Below are 17,749 nucleotides of genomic sequence, written 5' to 3' on the forward strand. Positions count from 1 at the left end.
CCCCCCCCCCCCCCGCTTTGTCCAAGTCATTTTGTATGGAACCTCAAGGTTTCTCAGACAACAATTCACCCCATTAGCGCAGCGTAAATCGGCATCGCTCGCTGACCTTTACCTATGAAAACAACTGTCCATTACCACTAGACATTCTGACCGCCAGGTTTCTCCAAACTCTTAGAGAGTTCTTACACGCCGTGGTCACCTGTTGAGGCTTTTCGACGCCCACCTACGCAAAACCCGCATCCTAGATCGGGACAGTTCCTTCCATGGCTGCAGCCATAACTATTCCGGTCGACATGCTCCGGTCGACCAACCCTGGTCAGCGCGAAATCGGTAAAATGGCGTGAAAATGGCTAAATCGCCATGACCTGCGTTGGTCGACGGGAAGAGGTCGACGGGAACGAAAACGACACCTAGCCGACGCAAAGCCAGACGCAAATCTGTTCACAAATTCCCGACTCTGCTCGAAGCGACACATCCCACCCCGAACACAAAAATCCCGGGCCACCCCACCGCAAAAGCGGGGCGCCCGGGAAACAGCCAGCAACCGGCAACAAGCCGGAGCAAGCGTTTTACATCATGCCTGCCATGGCGTCTGGGTCCATGCCTGCACCGGCGGCACCGGCTGGCTCAGGCTTGTCGGCAACGACGGCCTCGGTGGTCAGGAACAGAGCCGCGATGGAGGCTGCGTTCTGCAGTGCCGAGCGCGTGACCTTTGCCGGGTCGTTGATGCCTGCTTCCATCATGTCCACGTACTCGCCGTTGGAGGCGTTCAGGCCCTGGCCGTCAGGCAGGTTGGCCACCTTGTCGGCGACAACGCCTGGCTCCAGGCCAGCGTTCAGAGCGATCTGCTTCAGCGGTGCGGAGAGCGCCTCACGGACGATCTTCACGCCGGTGGCTTCATCGCCTTCGAACCCGAGGTCGTCGACAAGCTCGCGGGCGGCCTGCAGGAGGGCGACGCCACCGCCGGCGACGATGCCTTCCTCGACGGCTGCCTTCGCGTTGCGGACGGCGTCCTCGATGCGCAGCTTCTGTTCCTTGAGCTCAACCTCGGTGGCTGCACCAACCTTGATCACTGCGACGCCGCCGGCCAGCTTGGCCAGGCGCTCCTGCAGCTTCTCGCGGTCGTAGTCGGAGTCGGAGTGCTCGATTTCGGCGCGGATCTGCTTGACGCGGCCGTCGATCTGCGCCTGGTCGCCGGCGCCCTGGACGATGGTGGTTTCGTCCTTGGTCACGACAACCTTGCGTGCCTGGCCCAGCAGTTCAGGGGTGGCGGTCTCCAGGGAGAGGCCGACCTCTTCGGAGATGACCTGGCCGCCGGTGAGGATGGCGAGGTCCTGCAGCATGGCCTTGCGGCGGTCGCCGAAGCCCGGTGCCTTGACGGCGACGGACTTGAAGGTGCCGCGGATCTTGTTCACAACGAGGGTGGAGAGGGCTTCACCCTCGACGTCCTCGGCGATAATCAGCAGCGGCTTGCCGGACTGCATGACCTGCTCCAGCAGCGGAACGAGGTCCTTGACGTTGGAGATCTTGGAGGAGACCAGCAGGATGTATGGGTCTTCCAGGACGGCTTCGCCGCGCTCCATGTCGGTGGCGAAGTATGCGGAGATGAAGCCCTTGTCGAAGCGCATGCCTTCGGTGACTTCGAGGTCGACGCCGAAGGTGTTGGACTCCTCGACCGTGATCACGGACTCCTTGTTCACAGCACCGTTGCCCACGGCGTACATCGCCTCAGCGATCTTCTTGCCGATTTCCGGGTCGGAAGCCGAAATGCCAGCCGTGGAGGCGATCTGCTCCTGGGTCTCTACTTCCTTCGCGTTATCCAGCAGGTACTTGGAGACCTTCTCGGTCGCTGCCTGGATGCCGCGCTTGATGCCCATCGGGTTGGAGCCAGCTGCGACGTTGCGCAGGCCCTCGCGGACAAGCGCCTGTGCCAGGACGGTTGCGGTGGTGGTGCCGTCGCCGGCGACGTCGTCAGTCTTCTTGGCTACTTCCTTGACCAGCTCGGCGCCGATCTTTTCGTATGGGTCCTCGAGGTCAATCTCGCGGGCGATGGTGACACCGTCGTTGGTAATGGTTGGTGCGCCCCAGGACTTCTCCAGGACGACGTTGCGTCCCTTTGGCCCAAGGGTGACCTTGACGGCGTCGGCTAGTGTGTTCAGGCCGTTTTCTAGGCTGCGGCGTGCTTCCTCGTCGAATGCGATCATCTTAGCCATGTAAGTTTTCTCCTTGTATTCGTCGTAAAGTGCAGGCGCCCGCGACGGCACGGTTGGCGCGTGGCCAACCTCACCCGCGTTAGCACTCAATTGCCTCGAGTGCTAAGACACAGTTTTAGCACTCTCGCCCGCCGAGTGCAAGGAACCATCTTCGGCAACCGAGGTGACCTTGGAGCGCGTCTTCGAGTACACGAACCACACCAGCACAACGAACAGGGCCGTACTGAACCACGGCGTCCAGGACTGCTCCGTGAACACCTCCAGCGGGCTCTCCCCCGCCGCGCCAGCGATCAGCGCCGCGTTGAGCACGCCGAACAGGGACTCGCCCACGATCATGCCCGTGGCCACCAGGGTGCCCATCCGGCGCGCGAAGTCCGGGTGGCGCTGCACCTGCGCCCAACGGTTATAGATGTATCCGATCAGCCCGCCGATCGGCACGATGACCGTCACCGCCACCGGCAGGTACATGCCCATGCCCACAGCCAGCGGCGGCAAGCTGTACTTGCCCGTGGTGCGGGTGAGGGTCTCGTCGATAATGATGAGCGCAACGCCGATGCCCGCGCCCAGCAGAATCAAGCCCCAATCCAGCGAACTGTTGAAAATGCCGTTCGCCACCGAGGACATCAGCGCCGCCTGCGGTGCCGCGAGCGCGTCCGGGCCTGCGCCCTCCATGCCCTGGAAGCCGAAGCCTGTGAGCATCACCTGCAGGATCGGCGGGATGACCACCGAGCCGAACAGCACACCAATAATCAGCGCCACCTGCTGCTTCCACGGCGTCGCCCCCACGAGCTGGCCCGTCTTGAGGTCCTGCAGGTTATCGTTCGAAATCGTGGCGATGCCGAACACAATCGCCGCTGTAAACAGCGTGTACGCCACCAGCGAGCTCGCATTCGCGTCCGTGCCCGCCATGAACGCGCCAATCAGCAGCGCACACGAGAGGACCGCAATGATGCCGATCGAGGAAATCGGGGAGTTCGACGCCCCAATCAACCCCGCCATGTAGCCACACACCGACGCCACAATCAGGCCAATAACCAGGATAAACAGCACCGAGATCATGGTGAGCGACAGCGCGTGCTCGTGGATGTCGGTGCCGCGCACGAAGTTCCACAGCAGCATGCCAATCGGCAGCATCGACGCCACAATCACGCCCGCCACGATCGGGAACGGGATGTCACGCTCCGTCACATCGACGACCACGCCGTCATGCCTCTTTTTCGACGACGCCAACGACGACGCAATACCCGTCGCAATCGGCTTCGCGATCTTGATCAGCGTCCACAGCGCCGCCACCGCCATCGTGCCCACGCCGATAAAGCGGATCTCGTCCGCGAACGTCGTGGAGACCACCTCGGCCAGCTCCAGGCCTGCTCCCATGTTGTCCGCCGACTTCATAGGCAGCAGGATCGCAAAGGAAATGACGACGCCAACCAGCATCGCAATACCCACCGGCAGGCCCACCAAGTGGCCCACGCCCAGCAGCGCCAAGGACAGCGAACCGCCCATCATCGTGCCGCCGCCACCAACGCGGAAGAACCCGGCAACCTCGCTAGCCACCGCCTTCATCGCCGCCAACAGCGAGTAGAACGCGGACGTCAACGCGCCCAGAATGATCACGCGCAGGCCCTCGGCGTTCTCCGCATGATCACGCTCCGAACCACCATTGTCCCCGTCGCCAACGCGCAGCACCTCCGCCGCCGCGACACCCTCCGGGTACGGCAGGTCAGAGCCGGTCACCAGCGCGCGACGCAACGGAATCGAATACATCACGCCCAAAATGCCGCCAAGGGCGCAGACCAGGGCGGTCGTCCAAAAAGGGAAACCCTGCCAGTAGCCGACCATCACCAGGCCGGGCAGGACGAAAATGATCGCCGACAGCGTACCCGCAGCCGAGGCAATCGTCTGCACAATGTTGTTCTCACGCACATTGTGCCCGGCGAACTTCCGCAGCACCGCCATAGAAATCACCGCCGCCGGAATGGACGTGGCAAAAGTCAACCCGACTTTCAACCCCAAATACACATTCGCAGCAGTAAACACCAAGGTGATCAAGCCACCAATGATGATCCCGCGCAGCGTCAACTCACGCATCGTCGAGGCCATTGCAAGACCTTTCAATATATAGGCATAAAAACGAACGGAAAGGATTGTACTCCTCCGGTTGGTGGTACTTTCGACCACATGACACAAACAGCTTTTACCCCAAACCGCGACCGCATTTTCGACGACCTCTCCGCCCTCGTAGGCTTCAACTCCCCACACTCCACGCCTGAGCTTGCCGACCAGCACGAAGCTGCCTGCGCCTGGACCGTTTCCGCGCTCGAGGCCCTCGGACTGGACGTGACCCGCCACGCGACCGTCGATAATGCTGACACCATCATCGCCACCAAAGCCCCAGTCGGCGACGCCCCCACCGTCCTCCTCTACTCCCACTACGACGTCGTGCCTGCCAACAACCCCGACGCCTGGACCAGCGACCCCTTCACCCTCACCGAACGCGACGGCCGCTGGTACGGCCGCGGCGCCGCCGACTGCAAAGGCAACCTCGCCATGCACCTCGAAGCGCTGCGCCTCATCCAGGCCAACGGCGGCACCGACCTCGGCATCAAGGTCGTCGTCGAGGGCTCTGAGGAGCTCGGCGGCGACGACGGCCTCGGCAAACTTATCGACGCCCACCCCGACCTCTTCCGCGCCGACGCCATCATGATCGCCGACTCGGGCAACGCCGCCGTCGGCGTCTCAACGCTCACCACCTCCCTGCGCGGCGGCGCCCAAATCAACGTGACCGTCGAAACCCTGGAAGGCGCCGTCCACTCCGGCTCCTTCGGCGGCGCAGCCCCCGACGCCGCCCACGCCCTCATCCGCATCACCGACTCCCTCTTCGACGACACCGGCCGCACCACCATCGACGGCGTCGACTGCACCGCCACCTGGGACGGCCAACCCTACCCAGCCGACACCTTCGCCACCGACGCCGGCGTCCTCGACGGCGTCACCCTCAACGGCACCCCCGACGACAACCCCGCCGACATGGTCTGGGCCCGCCCCGCCATCACCATGATCGGGTTTACCTCCACCCCCGTCGCCGACGCCGTCAACGCCGTCAACCACCGCGCTGAAGCCCAATACAACCTCCGCGTCCCCGCAGGCACCGACGCCGCCGCCATCGCCAACGCCGTCAAGGAACACATCCACGCCCACACCCCCAACGGCGCCCACGTCACCGTGGAAATCTCCGGCGTCAACGAACCATTCGCCACCGACCCCAACCACCCGGCCATCGCCCTGTTCGGCGACTGCCTCCAAACCGCCTACGACGGCGCCGACCTCGCCCTCATCGGCTCCGGCGGCTCCATCCCGCTGACCATCACGCTGCAGAACCACTTCCCCGACGCCGCCATCGCCCTCTACGGCGTCGAGGAACCGCAGTGCGGCATCCACGGCGTCGACGAATCCGTCGACCCCACCGAAATCGAACGCATCGCCGTCGCCGAAGCGCTTTTCCTGCAGCAGTACGGGAAGTAGCCGGGTTTCGGCTGGGTTTCGGCTTGTTTTTGCTGGCTGGGGCGCTGCCGAAACCCAAATGGGAGTAAAAGGAATGTAGTAATCCCCGTTTCGCACGTTTTTTCGAGGATTACTACAATCCACCTACTACACTTTGCAGATTTGGGGGTTCTTCGTATGTATATTCCCTGGCTGATCCTCCCCCGTTTTCCGCCTCCAAGGTTAAAAGCGTGCGATTAGAAGCGTGCGATGCAGGTCCGCATTCTCGCTGGCCTGGCGTGATTTTTGGCGACCAGCGTCGCACTCCTTTAACGCCTCGACACGAACAGGAATCACGTGAAAGCCACGGCGCGCGAACCCGCCACCCCGGAAAAGTTCCCCGGCCCAGCGTGAACCCGGGACCTTTCTTTGTGGACAGCCGTCGCTACCTGCAGAAACGCAACCGTTGGTCGACCGGAACCAGTCCGAAACGCAAAATGGTTCCCGGACGCGGGAACTTTTTCAAAGAGGGCACAGGCGCGGGGCGCGGGCACAGGAGGGGCCAGCCAGCGGCGGGGCGGCCAGGGCGAAAGCCGTTCGCAAAATGTCGGAGCTGTGAGTACAGTGAGATTTTGTTGGTCGCGCCACTGATCATGACGCGCCTTGTTTCTAGTTTCGACGGTGCATGGTGGGCAGCTGCGTTGCTGTGGCGCGCCGAAGCTGAAGAAGCTAAGGAAGCTGAACAAGGAGGCCCGGGTTGTGTTGACGCTACTTGTCGCGCTGTTCGTCGCGACGTCGGCGGCGCCGTTGTTGATCCGTACGATCGGTAGATCGGCGTTTGCGCTGGTGGCGTTGGTGCCGCTGGGCGGGTTCGCGTGGATGGTGTACCTGTTCGCAAAGGGTGTCTTTGTGGATGGTGGGGAGATCGTTTCGCGGATTCCGTGGATGCCGTCGGCGGAGTTGAACCTGGATTTCAGGTTGGACGCCCTGGCGGGCTTGTTCAGTTTGATTATTTTGGGCGTCGGCTCCTTGGTGTTGTTGTACTGCTGGGGCTATTTCGATTCGAATCCGCGCAGGTTGGCCAAGTTTGGCGGGGAGCTGACCATGTTCGCCTCCGTGATGTACGGGTTGGTGATTTCGGACAGTTTCTTGCTGATGTACGTGTTTTGGGAGTTGACGTCGATACTCTCGTACATGCTGGTCAGCTATTACGGTGAGCGGGCGTCGTCGCGAAGGGCGGCGATTCAGGCGCTGATGATTACGACGTTCGGCGGGCTGGCGATGCTCGTCGGTATTAATTTGCTGGGCTACAAGACGGGGATTTGGCGCCTCAGCGAGGTGTCGCAGTTTGCGAATATTGAGAATACGCCTGCGATTTCGACGGCGATTGTGCTGATTATGTTGGGGGCGATGACGAAGTCGGCGCAGGCCCCGTGGCATATTTGGTTGCCGGGGGCGATGGCGGCGCCGACGCCGGTGTCGGCGTATTTGCACTCGGCAGCGATGGTGAAGGCTGGCATTTACCTGGTGGCGCGCCTGGCGCCGGATATGGCGGTGGTAAGCACGTGGCACCTGGTGGTGCTGTCGACGGGCGTGTTCACCATGATTCTGGGTGGTTGGTTGGCGCTGAAGCAGCGTGACCTGAAGCTGATCCTGGCGTACGGCACGGTGTCTCAGCTGGGCTTTATCACGACGGTGATCGGCATTGGGTCGCGTGAGGCGACGATGGCTGGCCTGGCAATTACGTTCGGGCACTCGATGTTCAAGGCGACGCTGTTCATGATCGTGGGCGCGATTGACCACTCGACGGGCACCCGCGACATCCACGAGCTGTCGGGGTTGGCGAAGCGGGAGCCGTTTGTGGCGTTTTTGGCGGCGGTGTCGGCGGCGTCGATGGCGGGCATTCCGCCGTTCTTCGGCTTTGTGGCGAAGGAGTCGGCGCTGGAGGCGGTCCTGAACGAGGAGATGCTGCACGGCATGCCGGGTTACATGACGCTGGTGGCGATCGTCGCGGGGTCCATCCTGACGATGGCCTACTCGCTGTACTTCTGGTGGTCCGCCTTTGCGACGAAGCCAGCACACAACAACGGCGAGTCGAAGGCGGTGCGCGAGATGCACCCGATCGGCCCGACCTTGTGGATTTCGCCGGCGGTGCTGACCACGTTGACGGTGGTGTGCGGTATCTTCCCGGTGCTGCTGTCGACGGCGTTCAACGAGTACCTGGATGTGCGCTTCCCCGGCGGCGAGCAGGAGGAGTTGGCGCTGTGGCACGGGATTACGATCCCGCTGGTGCTGACGGCCGTGATTGTGCTGGGTGGCGTCGTCATGTTCTGGCAGCGTGCGTTGCTGAAACCGCTGCAGACGGGCAAGCCTGCGCTCGGCAATGGTGACGCGTTGTGGGACGCGCTGCTCGCGCAGCTGCGGACTGCGTCGCTGCGGTTGACGGCGTCGACGCAGCGCGGTTCCCTGGTGATCAACCTGGGCGTGATTTTCGCGGTGTTGGCCGTGGTGCCGCTGGCGGCGCTGGTGCTGGGCCACTCGAACGATATTCGGATGATGTTGTGGGATTCGCCGTGGCAGGGCCTGGTGGTGTTCATCATGGTCTGCATGGCTGTCTTTGCGACGGTCCAACGCAACCGCCTATCCGCCGTGGTGATGGTGGGGCTGACCGGCTACGGCATGGCGACGATCTTCGCCCTGCACGGCGCGCCGGATCTGGCGCTGACGCAGGCGCTCGTGGAGACCATCGTGATGGTGGTGTTCATGCTGATCCTTCGCAAGATGCCGACGGAGGTCGAGCCCCGCAGCGACGACAACCGGGCCCGTGCCTGGCTGTCGATCCTGACTGGCGTGTCGGTTGTGGTGATCGCCATGTTTGCGATGAGCGCGCGCACCGCCGACCCGATCTCGGTGTTCATGCCGGAGCTGGCGCACGACATCGGCCACGGCCGCAACACGGTGAACGTGCTGCTCGTGGACCTGCGCGCCGCCGATACATTCGGCGAGATCACTGTGCTGGTGATCGTGGCGACGGGCGTGGCCAGCCTGATCTTCGGCACTGGCAAGTTTGGGCGCTCCTCGAGGCGCCCGACGCTGTCCACCACCAAGCCGCGCTGGTTGGCCAGCGGCGTGGATTCGGAGACGGCGCAGAACCGTTCGCTGATGGTGGACGTCGCTACAAGGATCTTGTTCCCGTCGATGATTCTGCTGTCCCTGTACTTCTTCTTCGGCGGCCACAATGCGCCCGGCGGCGGCTTCGCCGGCGGCCTGGTGGCGGCGCTGGCGTTCACGCTGCGCTACCTCGCGGGCGGGCGCCAGGAAATCGAGGAGGCCCTGCCTGTGGACCCGGCGAAGCTGCTGGGCACCGGCATGCTGTTCTCCTTCGCCGCGGCGGTGACCCCGATGTTCTTCGGCAACCCGCCGCTCACGTCCGGCTACACCACGGTCACGCTGCCGCTTATCGGCTCGTTTGACGTCACCTCGGCGCTCGTGTTCGACGCCGGTGTGTACCTCATCGTGGTCGGACTGACCCTGCACATCCTGACCTCCATGGGCGGCTACCTCGACCAAGAGGAAGACAACCGCAAGCAGTACGCTCGCCAGCGCGCTCGTGAGCTGCAGGAGAAGAATAAACGACGCCGCGAAGCCCAGGCGGCGAAACGGTTGGCGCGAAAGAGGCGTCGAGAAGCGGTCACTGGTGACGGTGACGCGACGGCAGGGCGGGGCCGGGCGTCGACAATTGGGGCGCCGGTGCACACCACCGCGCGTGGCCGCGAAAGGAGCGAGTAATGGAAGCGAACCTGTTCCTGCTCATCGGGTCGGGTGTGCTCGTGGCCACCGGCGTGTACCTGATGCTCGATAGGGCACTGACCCGCATGATCATGGGCGTGCTGCTGCTCGGCAACGGCGCGAACCTGCTGCTGCTGCAATCCGGCGGGCAGGCCGGCTCCCCGCCGATCATTGGGCGCATGTCCACCCTGTTCGGCGAGCGCACCGCCGACCCGCTCGCGCAGGCGATGATCCTCACCGCGATTGTCATTTCGATGGCGATGGTCGCGTTCATGCTGGCCCTGGCCTACCGCCAGTACCGCTACCGCACCGACGACATCATCGAGCGCGACGAGGAAGACCGCGCGATCGCCGCCCGTCCGAAGACCCCGGCGGCGGCCCCCGACCACGACGCCTCCGACGACCCAGAGACCGGACGCATGAGCTCCGAGGGCGACGCCTTCGGCCCACGCTCCTTTGAAGACCCCGTCAAGGAGGCCGACGATGACGAATAACCTGTTCGAGTTCGCCCACTGGGCGCTGCCCGCCATGCCGATCCTCACTGTCATGCCGCTGCTGTTGCCAGCGCTGGCAGCGGCGCTGATCCTGGTCACCGGGCGCGCCGTCACCCTGCAGCGCACCATCGCGCTGACGACTCTGTTCGCGCTGGCCGTCATCTCGGGTGCGATGATCATCATCGCAGACGTCCACGGCATCCAGACTGTCCAGATGGGCGGCTGGGAAGCACCCATCGGCATCACGTTGGTGGCGGACCGGCTGTCCACCATCATGGTGTTCGTCTCCTCCATCGTGTTGTTCGCCGTCATGTGGTACGGCATCTCCCAAGGGCTTCGCGACGGCGACGAGGACGACCCAGTCGCCGTCTTCCTCCCCGTCTACATGCTGCTGTGCATGGGCGTGAACCTGTCCTTCCTCGCCGGCGACCTGTTCAACCTGTACGTCGGCTTCGAGGTCTTCCTCGTGGCCTCGTACGTGCTGCTCACTCTCGGCGCCTCGCCGGGGCGCGTGCGCGCCGGCATCGGCTACGTGATGGTCTCCATGGCGTCCTCGATGGTGTTCCTGTTCGCGCTCGCGCTGATCTACTCCTCCACCGGCACGGTGAGCATGGCGCAGGTCGGCCAGCGCATGGCCGAGGTCCCGGACGGCACGCGCGCCGCGATCTTCGCCACGCTGCTCGTCGCATTCGGCATCAAAGCGGCCGTCTTCCCGCTCGACGCCTGGCTCCCCGACTCCTACCCCACCGCCGCCTCCCTGGTCACCGCGGTGTTCGCCGGGTTGCTCACCAAGGTGGGCGTCTACGCCATCATTCGCGTCCGCACCACCATATTTATCGACGGCTCCCTCGACACCCTCCTGATGTGGGTCGCACTACTGACCATGGTCATCGGAGTGATGGGAGCACTCGCGCAGAACGACATCAAGCGTCTCCTCTCCTTCACTCTGGTCAGCCACATCGGCTACATGATCTTCGGCATCGCACTCGGCACCGTCGCCGGCCTGTCCGGCGCGATCTTCTACGCCGTCCACCACATCCTGGTGCAGACCTCGCTCTTCCTGGTCGTCGGCCTCATCGAGCGCCAGGCCGGGTCTGCGCAGCTGCGCCGCCTCGGCTCCCTGCTCTACACCGCGCCACTCATCGCGCTGCTCTACTTCATCCCGGCGCTCAACCTGGGCGGCATCCCGCCGTTCTCCGGGTTCCTCGGCAAGATCATGCTCATCCAGGCCGGTGCCGCCGAAGGCTCCTGGCTCGCCTGGGTGCTCATCGCAGGGGCCGTCGTCACCTCCTTATTGACGCTCTACGCCATGATCCTCGTCTGGTCCAAGGGCTTCCTCCGCGACCGCGCCGACGCCCCCGAATCCGTCGCCATGGCGCGGCCCTCATCGCTTACCGAGCGCCACGACACCATCGCCGTCGACGACCGCGCCGACGTCGGCCGCATCCCCGTCGGTATGCTGCTGTCCACCGCGCTCCTCGTAGCGACCTCCGTGGCCATCACGTTCCTCGCCGGCCCGATCTCCGCCATTACCGACCGCGCCGCCGAATCCGCCAGCGACCAACGCATCTACCAACACGCCGTCCTCTCCGGCGACCCCACCAACCCGACCCGGGACCTCGACGCCTTCCGCCAACCCACCGACTCCGGCGGCGGCAAAGACGCGCTCGCCCGCAAGTCAGCGCGCTCCGCTGACGGAGAGGACGTCGTCACGACAGAACGAGTCCCCCTCCCCGCCAGCGCAACCGCCGAACCGACAGGAGCAGACCGATGAACCACCTCCTTCCCGGCATCCGAAACCGCTTCCGCGGCGCCTTCGTCCTCTGGCTCGCATTCATGTGGGTCCTCATGCAAGGCGACCTGACCTGGGGCAACGTCGCCGCCGGGCTGGCGCTCGGCGTCCTGATCGTGCTCGTGCTGCCGCTGCCGAATATCCCCCGCAGCGGCAACAAAATCCACTGGGGCAAACTGCTGCTGTTCGTGCTGCAGTGGTTCGCCGACCTCATCGTCGCCTCCGCGAAAGTCTCTTGGCTCGCGCTGCGGCCCGCCGCCCCACCCAAGAATGCCATCCTCCGCGTGCCCATGCGCGTCTCCGACGACCTGGTCCTCTACCTCGCCACCTGCGCCTACAACCTGCAACCCGGCGGCAGCGTCACCGACATCGACATCGCCAACCGCGAATGGACCATCCACGTCCTCCACGCCGACAACCAAACCGACATCGACCGCGAAATCGCCAACGTAGCCAAACTCGAGCGCCAAATGATCGACATCTTCGAAAGCAGGCGATAGCCCATGAACCCCCAGGTATACAACGCATTCCTCATCGTCGCCGGCATCTTCCTCGCCATCGGCTTCCTCGTGCTGGCCTGGCGAGTCATCGTCGGCCCCGACTCCATGGACCGCGTCCTCGGCAACGACGCCATCACCGCATCACTCCAATGCATGCTGGCCCTCTACATCTGCTGGACGCTCGACACCACCGTCGTCAACGTCATGATGGTGATCGCGCTCCTCGGCTTCATCGCCTCCCTGTCCGTCGCCCGCTTCCGCAAACGCGACAACTCTTAGGAAGGACCCACCAATGACACTCGCATTCTTCCTCGACACCGCCTCCCTCGTCTTCATCCTCCCCGGCGCATTCATGGTGTTCTCCGCCGCCATCGGCACCGCCCGCTTCCAATCCACCATGGCGCGCATCCATGCCATCACGAAGCCCCAAACCACGGGGCTAGTCCTCATGATCATCGGCACGATTATTCGACTCTCGAATGGGCAGGCCGGAGGGGCCGCCGGCACCGGCGAGGCTGTCGGCGCCCACGAACTTCACGACATCGGCGTCATCCTCATCCTGCTCATCTTCGCCCTGATGACCAACCCCGTCACCGCGCAGCGCCTCGGCCGCGTCGCCCGCCGCGAAGGCCTCTACGGCAACCCCGACACCCTAAGCCGCAACGACCGCCCCGCCGCCTACCACCCCAAGCGCGTCGACCCCACCAAGAAGTAGGGCCTGCGCACCACATTCCTGGATTTCAGGAGGCCGCCTGGGCGTTTCCGCAGGTCGCACATTCGCCGCAATGGAATTTGGTGCGCTGTCTGGCCTGCCAGTGCCAAAGGACGCAACGCGCTTTTCACGACCTGGGCTTTTGCCTCCTCCCGCAACAAGAAGTGCGTCCTTTGGCACTGCTACATGAGGACAAGCACCAAATTCCTGTATTCAGGTTGGGCGCGCACACAAAAGCCCAGTTCGCGCGCACCCCACGTGGGAATTTGGTGCGCAGCAGCTAGGTAGGGCCTACCCCCAGGTCATCTCCTGCATCTCCGCGCAGGTCGCGGCGACAACGTCATGCCAAGAGCCGGTCATCTCGTAGATGCGGCGTTGCCGCTGGTAGCCGGCGCCGCGCTGCATGATCTCCAGCACCAGGTTCAGCTCGCGCGTGCACCCAAGCTGCGCAGCCACAGGCTGCAGGGTGTCCACCAAGGTAACGAGTTCGTCGCGAAGCCAGCGTTCGTCGGTGTCGCGGCTGGTGATTACTAGGGCGTCGAGGCCGTAGCGGGCCCCGCGCCACTTGTTTTCGGCGACATGCCAGGGCTGGAGCGTGGGGAGGGCTTCGCCGGCGTCGAGAAGCTGGTCGTAGTAGACGACCAAGCAGTGCGTGAGCGCGACGACTGCGGCGAGTTCGCGCAGGTTGGAGGTGGCGTCGCTGATGCGGACTTCGATGGTGCCCCACTTGGCCGCGGGGCGGACGTCGAAGTGCATGGAGCCGGTGTGGTTGATCACGCCGGAGGTGCGCTGGTCGTCCATGAATTGGACCCATTCGGCCCAGCTTTGGAACTGGTACGGCATCCCGGCGGTGGGAAGCTGCTGGTAGAGCATGGTGCGGTTGGAGGCGTACCCGGTGTCCAGCCCGTCCCAGCCGGGGCTGGATGCGGAGATGGCGAGCAGGTGCGGGTAGTGCGTCATCACCGCGTTGATGATTGGCCAGACGCGGTCTTCGTGACTGATGCCGACGTGGCAGTGAATACCCCACAGCAGCATTTGCTGACCCCAGTACTGAGTACGGTTGATCATTTCCTTGTAGGAAATTTTGGGGCTGAGGGCTTGCTCGCGGAAGTCGGAAAATGGGTGGCCGCCGCTGGCCCACAGGTCGAGGTCGCGGGCGTCAGCTTCGGCGCGCACGACGGCCAAGCTCTCCGCCAGCTTATCGACGGCCTCTTTCGTATTCTTACATACCGGCGTCACCAGCTCGACCGTGTTTTGGAGGAACTCCCGCTCGAGGTGCACGTTGGGGTTCGTGGCGGAGATGGCGTCGATAATTTCGGGGGCGCGGGGTACCAGGTCCCGCGTCTCCTTATCAACGACACAGATCTCCCACTCCACTCCCAGTGTCGGCTCGGGGGAACGGGCGAACTCGCGGTATGGATCCATAGCAAGCCAGTCTAAACGCTGCGCTGGGCCCGCGCGGGGGTTTTATTCTCCCGCAAGGACGACAGTGATCGCCTCCGGCTTCTCGACGGCCTCTCGCGGCAAACTCGTATTCGCCGGCACATCCGTCGTCGCCCGAGGCGTACCCCCGATCCGCTGCGCGAGCTCCGCCGCAACCGCGTCCGCGCCCGGCGTGTTCGGGTTAAAGAACACGAAGGTCTGCGGGAACGCGCCGTAGGTCTGCTCCGGCATGTTCATCGCGGCGGCGTCATTGGAGCGGTTCGCCACGTTGTACTGGGCAGCAAGGTCACCGGCGGTGCGGTTCGCCAGATCCGGGATGCCAGAGTTGTTGTAGACGTACACCTGCGCCTGCTCGCGAGCCAGACCGGCGGGGGCTGGCGCCGGCTGTTCCTGCTCGGCTGGCTTTTCGGTGGGCTTGGCTTCTTCGGCCGGTTTTTCCTGCTCGGTGGCCTTCTCGCTTGGTTGCGCCTGCTCCGACGGGTTCGCCGGCGCCGAGATCGCGGTCGTTGCCTGGGTGGCTTGGGTGGCTTGGGCGGTCGTGGCTTCGGTGGTGCCCGGCGCGGCCGCATCCTGACCGTCGCCCTTGTTCATGGCGTAAATGCCCCACAGCAGCAGAAGTGCCGCGACGGCCAGCAGGATCATCGCGACGCCCCGCTTCGGGAACGCCGCCGCCGGCGCCGCTGCCTCCTCGTAGCCGTGATCGTAGTCGTCCTCGTCGGCGCGGCGGTGGGCGCCCTGGTACTCATTCTCAGGATTCACATTAGTCACATGCGCCACTCTAAACGTTTTTGCACACGTTTACACCTTCCCACGCGCACCACATTCCCGGTTTCGCCAACCGTCAGTACATTCCGGTCGAGATGTTAAAGGAGTGCGATGCTGGTCGCCGAGAATCGACCGGGCTGGATGAAAATGCGCGACCTGCATCGCACGCTTCTAAGCGCACGCTACGAGCAGATTTGAGGCGCGTGCCTGGCCAGGAGCCGGGTCATACCGGCCGCTACCACGCCGCCTACTGAAAAGTTCCCGCGATCGGCGTGATCGCCGGAACTTTTTTCATAGACAGCAGTCGCGACCTGGAGAAACGAAAGCGTTGGTCGACCGGAGCCGGTCCCAAACGCAAAATGGTTCCCGGGCGCGGGAACTTTTTCAAAGCACGAGGGGCCAGAGCGAGCGGAAAACGCTCACCGGTCGCGGAGGCGCTGCAGGCGGCGCACGAGTTGGGGGAATTCGGAGAGGGCGGAGGGGTCGTCGAGAAGGAGGTTGAGTTTTTGATAGTAGCGAACCGGTGTAAGCCCGAGCTGCGTGGTGATGGCTTCTTCTTTGGCGCCGATGGCGCGCGGGGCGTGGGCCTCGAAGGTGAGGATGGCGCGGTCCGAATCTGAAAGCTGCTCAGGCATGCCTATTATGGTAGCCATGACCATTCGACCGATCGTTATTTATGGCGACCCTGTCCTGCACAACCCGACGAAGCCGGTGGAGCAACCAGTCGAGGAGCTGCAGGAACTCATTGCGGACATGCACGAAACGATGGACGCCGCCAACGGCGTGGGCCTGGCCGCGAACCAGATTGGTGTGCCGCTGCGCCTGTTCGTGTACCACTGCCCTGACGGCGACACGATGCGCCGCGGCACCGTGATCAACCCGGTGCTGGAGACGAGCGAGATCCCGAAAACCATGCCTCGCGACGACGGCGAGGACGACGAAGGCTGCCTGTCCGTCCCGGGCGAAGGCTTCCCTACCGGCCGCGCGGACTGGGCCAAGGTCACGGGCCTGGATGAGAACGGCAACGAGATTGAGGTCGAGGGCACTGGGTTCTTCGCGCGGTGTCTGCAGCATGAGGTCGGCCATCTGGACGGCTTTGTGTACACGGACGTGCTGACCGGCCGCTACAAGCGGGAGGCGAAGCGCGCGATTAAGGCGAACGGGTGGACGGAGCCGGGCAACACGTGGCTGCCGGGCACTGACAAAGACCCGTTCGGGCACTAATTGTTCCGCCAGGAAGCGCCCACTGTCGGGGGCCGGGTGACGGTCCGCTACCGCACGGAGGCCGGGGTCAATGAGGCGCTCGGGGAGGTCGTTGGGGTGGACCCGCTGCGGGTGCGCCGCCGCGATGGGCGCGAGGTGACCATCACGGAGCCGGTGGCGGTGCGTTCGTTGGCGCCGAGGACGGTTCGGAATTCGGAGATTCGTCGAAAAGAGGTGGAGCTCACGGAGGCGAACCCGGCGCCGGTGCAGGAGTGGGTCGAGGGGTGGCTGGCCCGCGCGGGCGCCGCGAACCCGCAGGATAATACGGCGGTGCCGTTGGGCCCGTCGGCGGCACTCGCACCGCTGCCACTCACCGAGCTCAAGGAGTTTTACGACGCCCATTCCCTCCCCGTGCGTCTGTTGGTGCCGGAGCGCATCGGCAAGGCGGCGGAGAAGCACGCGGCGCGGCACCCGGAGCTGTGGGAGGTCGGCCCGGAGGAGATCGTGGACGATGACCACCATCGGCGGCGTGTCCTGCGTCTGCGCTAGGGTATTGGCATGCGCATCGCCACTTGGAACGTGAACTCTGTACGTACGCGGGCGGAGAGGATCGCCGCTTTCCTCGACCGCAACGACGTCGACGTGTTGGCCATGCAGGAAACGAAGACGAAGGACGCCACGTTCCCCTACTCCACGTTCGAAGCGGCGGGCTACGAGGTCGCGCACGTGGGCTACAACCAGTGGAATGGCGTGGCCATCGCGTCGCGGGTGGGGCTGGAGAACGTGCGGACGCACTTTGAGCGCCAGCCGGCGTTCGCGAAGAAGGACGATCCGGTTGTGGAGGCCCGGGCGGTTGGGGCGAGCTGTGGGGGCGTCGATATCTGGAGCTTGTACGTGCCGAACGGGCGCGAGATCGGCGACCCACACTACGACTACAAACTCGAGTTCCTCTACTCCCTGCGCGAGACCGTGGACCCGCAGGCGTTGCAGCTGTTCACCGGCGATTTCAACATTGCGCCGCGCGACGAGAACGTGTGGGACATCGCCTGGTTCGAGGGCAAGACGCACGTTACGGAGCCGGAGCGCGCCGCGTTCCAGATGCTGCTGGAGTCCGGCTTGGAGGAGATCCGCCACGCGGACCCGTACTCGTTCTGGGACTACAAGTCCATGCGCTTCCCCAAGAACGAAGGCATGCTCATCGACTTCCACTTAGCGACGCCCTCTCTCGCCCGCCGCCTGCAACAGGCTTGGGTGGACGTGGCGGAGCGCGACGGCAAGGGCGCATCGGATCACGCGCCCGTCATCGCTGATTACGACACCGCCGACATCGCACTCGACCAGGTGCGGTAGCCATG

General features: G+C 64.1%; 15 protein-coding genes. 10 read left to right on the forward strand and 5 right to left on the reverse strand.

Going from position 1 to position 17,749, the window contains the following annotated elements; translation table 11 throughout:
• Positions 1-569: 569 nt before the first annotated feature.
• Entirely contained in the window at positions 570-2,213 is a 1,644-nt protein-coding gene (groL, locus tag HMPREF3170_RS04945; RefSeq protein ID WP_070363432.1) for a chaperonin GroEL, read from the reverse strand.
• Between the two features lie 102 nt (positions 2,214-2,315).
• Positions 2,316-4,316 carry an OPT family oligopeptide transporter gene (locus HMPREF3170_RS04950; protein WP_070478193.1) on the reverse strand — a complete coding sequence of 667 codons (2,001 nt, stop codon included), beginning with the start codon at positions 4,314-4,316 and terminating at the stop codon, positions 2,316-2,318.
• A 78-nt stretch (positions 4,317-4,394) separates the two neighbouring features.
• On the opposite strand from HMPREF3170_RS04950, the gene HMPREF3170_RS04955 reads away from it, so the two are divergent.
• The 7 genes from HMPREF3170_RS04955 to HMPREF3170_RS04985 all read left to right on the forward strand — a co-directional run bounded on the left by HMPREF3170_RS04955 (position 4,395) and on the right by HMPREF3170_RS04985 (position 12,986).
• Positions 4,395-5,738: a dipeptidase gene (locus tag HMPREF3170_RS04955; protein WP_070478195.1), complete on the forward strand. Its 1,344-nt coding sequence runs from the start codon at positions 4,395-4,397 to the stop codon at positions 5,736-5,738.
• Between the two features lie 717 nt (positions 5,739-6,455).
• The gene (locus tag HMPREF3170_RS04960) at positions 6,456-9,485 is read left to right on the forward strand and encodes a Na+/H+ antiporter subunit A (RefSeq protein WP_070478197.1); all 3,030 of its coding nucleotides are present in this window, start codon (positions 6,456-6,458) and stop codon (positions 9,483-9,485) included.
• Complete coding sequence (locus HMPREF3170_RS04965; protein WP_070361859.1) at positions 9,485-9,979, forward strand: Na(+)/H(+) antiporter subunit C; 495 nt, start codon at positions 9,485-9,487, stop codon at positions 9,977-9,979. The genes HMPREF3170_RS04960 and HMPREF3170_RS04965 overlap by 1 nt, the downstream gene beginning before the upstream one ends.
• Entirely contained in the window at positions 9,969-11,753 is a 1,785-nt protein-coding gene (locus HMPREF3170_RS04970; protein ID WP_070478199.1) for a Na+/H+ antiporter subunit D, read from the forward strand. The genes HMPREF3170_RS04965 and HMPREF3170_RS04970 overlap by 11 nt, the downstream gene beginning before the upstream one ends.
• On the forward strand, positions 11,750-12,271 hold the full coding sequence (locus HMPREF3170_RS04975; RefSeq protein ID WP_070478201.1) for a Na+/H+ antiporter subunit E: 522 nt from the start codon (positions 11,750-11,752) through the stop codon (positions 12,269-12,271). Before HMPREF3170_RS04970 ends, HMPREF3170_RS04975 begins: the two co-directional genes overlap by 4 nt.
• A 3-nt stretch (positions 12,272-12,274) precedes the next feature.
• Positions 12,275-12,550, forward strand: a complete 276-nt coding sequence (locus HMPREF3170_RS04980) for a monovalent cation/H+ antiporter complex subunit F (RefSeq protein ID WP_070478203.1) — start codon at positions 12,275-12,277, stop codon at positions 12,548-12,550.
• A 13-nt stretch (positions 12,551-12,563) separates the two neighbouring features.
• A complete protein-coding gene (locus tag HMPREF3170_RS04985) occupies positions 12,564-12,986 on the forward strand; it encodes a monovalent cation/H(+) antiporter subunit G (protein ID WP_070478204.1) in 423 nt (140 codons plus the stop codon).
• A 288-nt stretch (positions 12,987-13,274) separates the two neighbouring features.
• Here the strand turns inward: HMPREF3170_RS04985 and HMPREF3170_RS04990 are convergent, their stop codons facing one another.
• From HMPREF3170_RS04990 to HMPREF3170_RS05000, 3 genes are all read right to left on the reverse strand, one after another.
• Complete coding sequence (locus HMPREF3170_RS04990) at positions 13,275-14,408, reverse strand: glutamate--cysteine ligase (protein ID WP_070478205.1); 1,134 nt, start codon at positions 14,406-14,408, stop codon at positions 13,275-13,277.
• Between the two features lie 42 nt (positions 14,409-14,450).
• Positions 14,451-15,194 (reverse strand): LytR C-terminal domain-containing protein, encoded by a 744-nt coding sequence (locus tag HMPREF3170_RS04995; protein ID WP_141742205.1) that lies wholly within the window; start codon positions 15,192-15,194, stop codon positions 14,451-14,453.
• A 416-nt stretch (positions 15,195-15,610) separates the two neighbouring features.
• A complete protein-coding gene (locus HMPREF3170_RS05000; RefSeq protein ID WP_070361851.1) occupies positions 15,611-15,826 on the reverse strand; it encodes a DUF3263 domain-containing protein in 216 nt (71 codons plus the stop codon).
• Positions 15,827-15,842: 16 nt separating this feature from the next.
• On the opposite strand from HMPREF3170_RS05000, the gene HMPREF3170_RS05005 reads away from it, so the two are divergent.
• The 3 genes from HMPREF3170_RS05005 to HMPREF3170_RS05015 are packed head-to-tail and all read left to right on the forward strand — an operon-like array spanning position 15,843 to position 17,744.
• Entirely contained in the window at positions 15,843-16,415 is a 573-nt protein-coding gene (locus HMPREF3170_RS05005) for a peptide deformylase (RefSeq protein ID WP_070478245.1), read from the forward strand.
• Between the two features lie 36 nt (positions 16,416-16,451).
• A complete protein-coding gene (locus tag HMPREF3170_RS05010; RefSeq protein WP_070478207.1) occupies positions 16,452-16,943 on the forward strand; it encodes a GNAT family N-acetyltransferase, cg3035/Rv0428c family in 492 nt (163 codons plus the stop codon).
• Positions 16,944-16,952: 9 nt separating this feature from the next.
• A complete protein-coding gene (locus tag HMPREF3170_RS05015; RefSeq protein ID WP_070478209.1) occupies positions 16,953-17,744 on the forward strand; it encodes an exodeoxyribonuclease III in 792 nt (263 codons plus the stop codon).
• Positions 17,745-17,749: the final 5 nt, after the last annotated feature.

Origin of the sequence: Corynebacterium sp. HMSC08D02 (genome assembly GCF_001807505.1) — a bacterium.
Lineage (GTDB): Bacteria > Actinomycetota > Actinomycetes > Mycobacteriales > Mycobacteriaceae > Corynebacterium > Corynebacterium pseudogenitalium.

Bases quoted from the DNA above. Each gene is read 5' to 3' on its own strand.
- HMPREF3170_RS04975 (WP_070478201.1), top strand. From the start codon at position 11,750: ATGAACCACCTCCTTCCCGGCATCCGAAACCGCTTCCGCGGCGCCTTC.
- HMPREF3170_RS05000 (WP_070361851.1), bottom strand. From the start codon at position 15,826: ATGCCTGAGCAGCTTTCAGATTCGGACCGCGCCATCCTCACCTTCGAG.
- HMPREF3170_RS04985 (WP_070478204.1), top strand. From the start codon at position 12,564: ATGACACTCGCATTCTTCCTCGACACCGCCTCCCTCGTCTTCATCCTC.
- HMPREF3170_RS04980 (WP_070478203.1), top strand. From the start codon at position 12,275: ATGAACCCCCAGGTATACAACGCATTCCTCATCGTCGCCGGCATCTTC.
- HMPREF3170_RS04990 (WP_070478205.1), bottom strand. From the start codon at position 14,408: ATGGATCCATACCGCGAGTTCGCCCGTTCCCCCGAGCCGACACTGGGA.
- HMPREF3170_RS04965 (WP_070361859.1), top strand. From the start codon at position 9,485: ATGGAAGCGAACCTGTTCCTGCTCATCGGGTCGGGTGTGCTCGTGGCC.
- HMPREF3170_RS04970 (WP_070478199.1), top strand. From the start codon at position 9,969: ATGACGAATAACCTGTTCGAGTTCGCCCACTGGGCGCTGCCCGCCATG.
- HMPREF3170_RS05015 (WP_070478209.1), top strand. From the start codon at position 16,953: ATGCGCATCGCCACTTGGAACGTGAACTCTGTACGTACGCGGGCGGAG.
- groL (WP_070363432.1), bottom strand. From the start codon at position 2,213: ATGGCTAAGATGATCGCATTCGACGAGGAAGCACGCCGCAGCCTAGAA.
- HMPREF3170_RS05005 (WP_070478245.1), top strand. From the start codon at position 15,843: ATGACCATTCGACCGATCGTTATTTATGGCGACCCTGTCCTGCACAAC.
- HMPREF3170_RS04950 (WP_070478193.1), bottom strand. From the start codon at position 4,316: ATGGCCTCGACGATGCGTGAGTTGACGCTGCGCGGGATCATCATTGGT.
- HMPREF3170_RS04955 (WP_070478195.1), top strand. From the start codon at position 4,395: ATGACACAAACAGCTTTTACCCCAAACCGCGACCGCATTTTCGACGAC.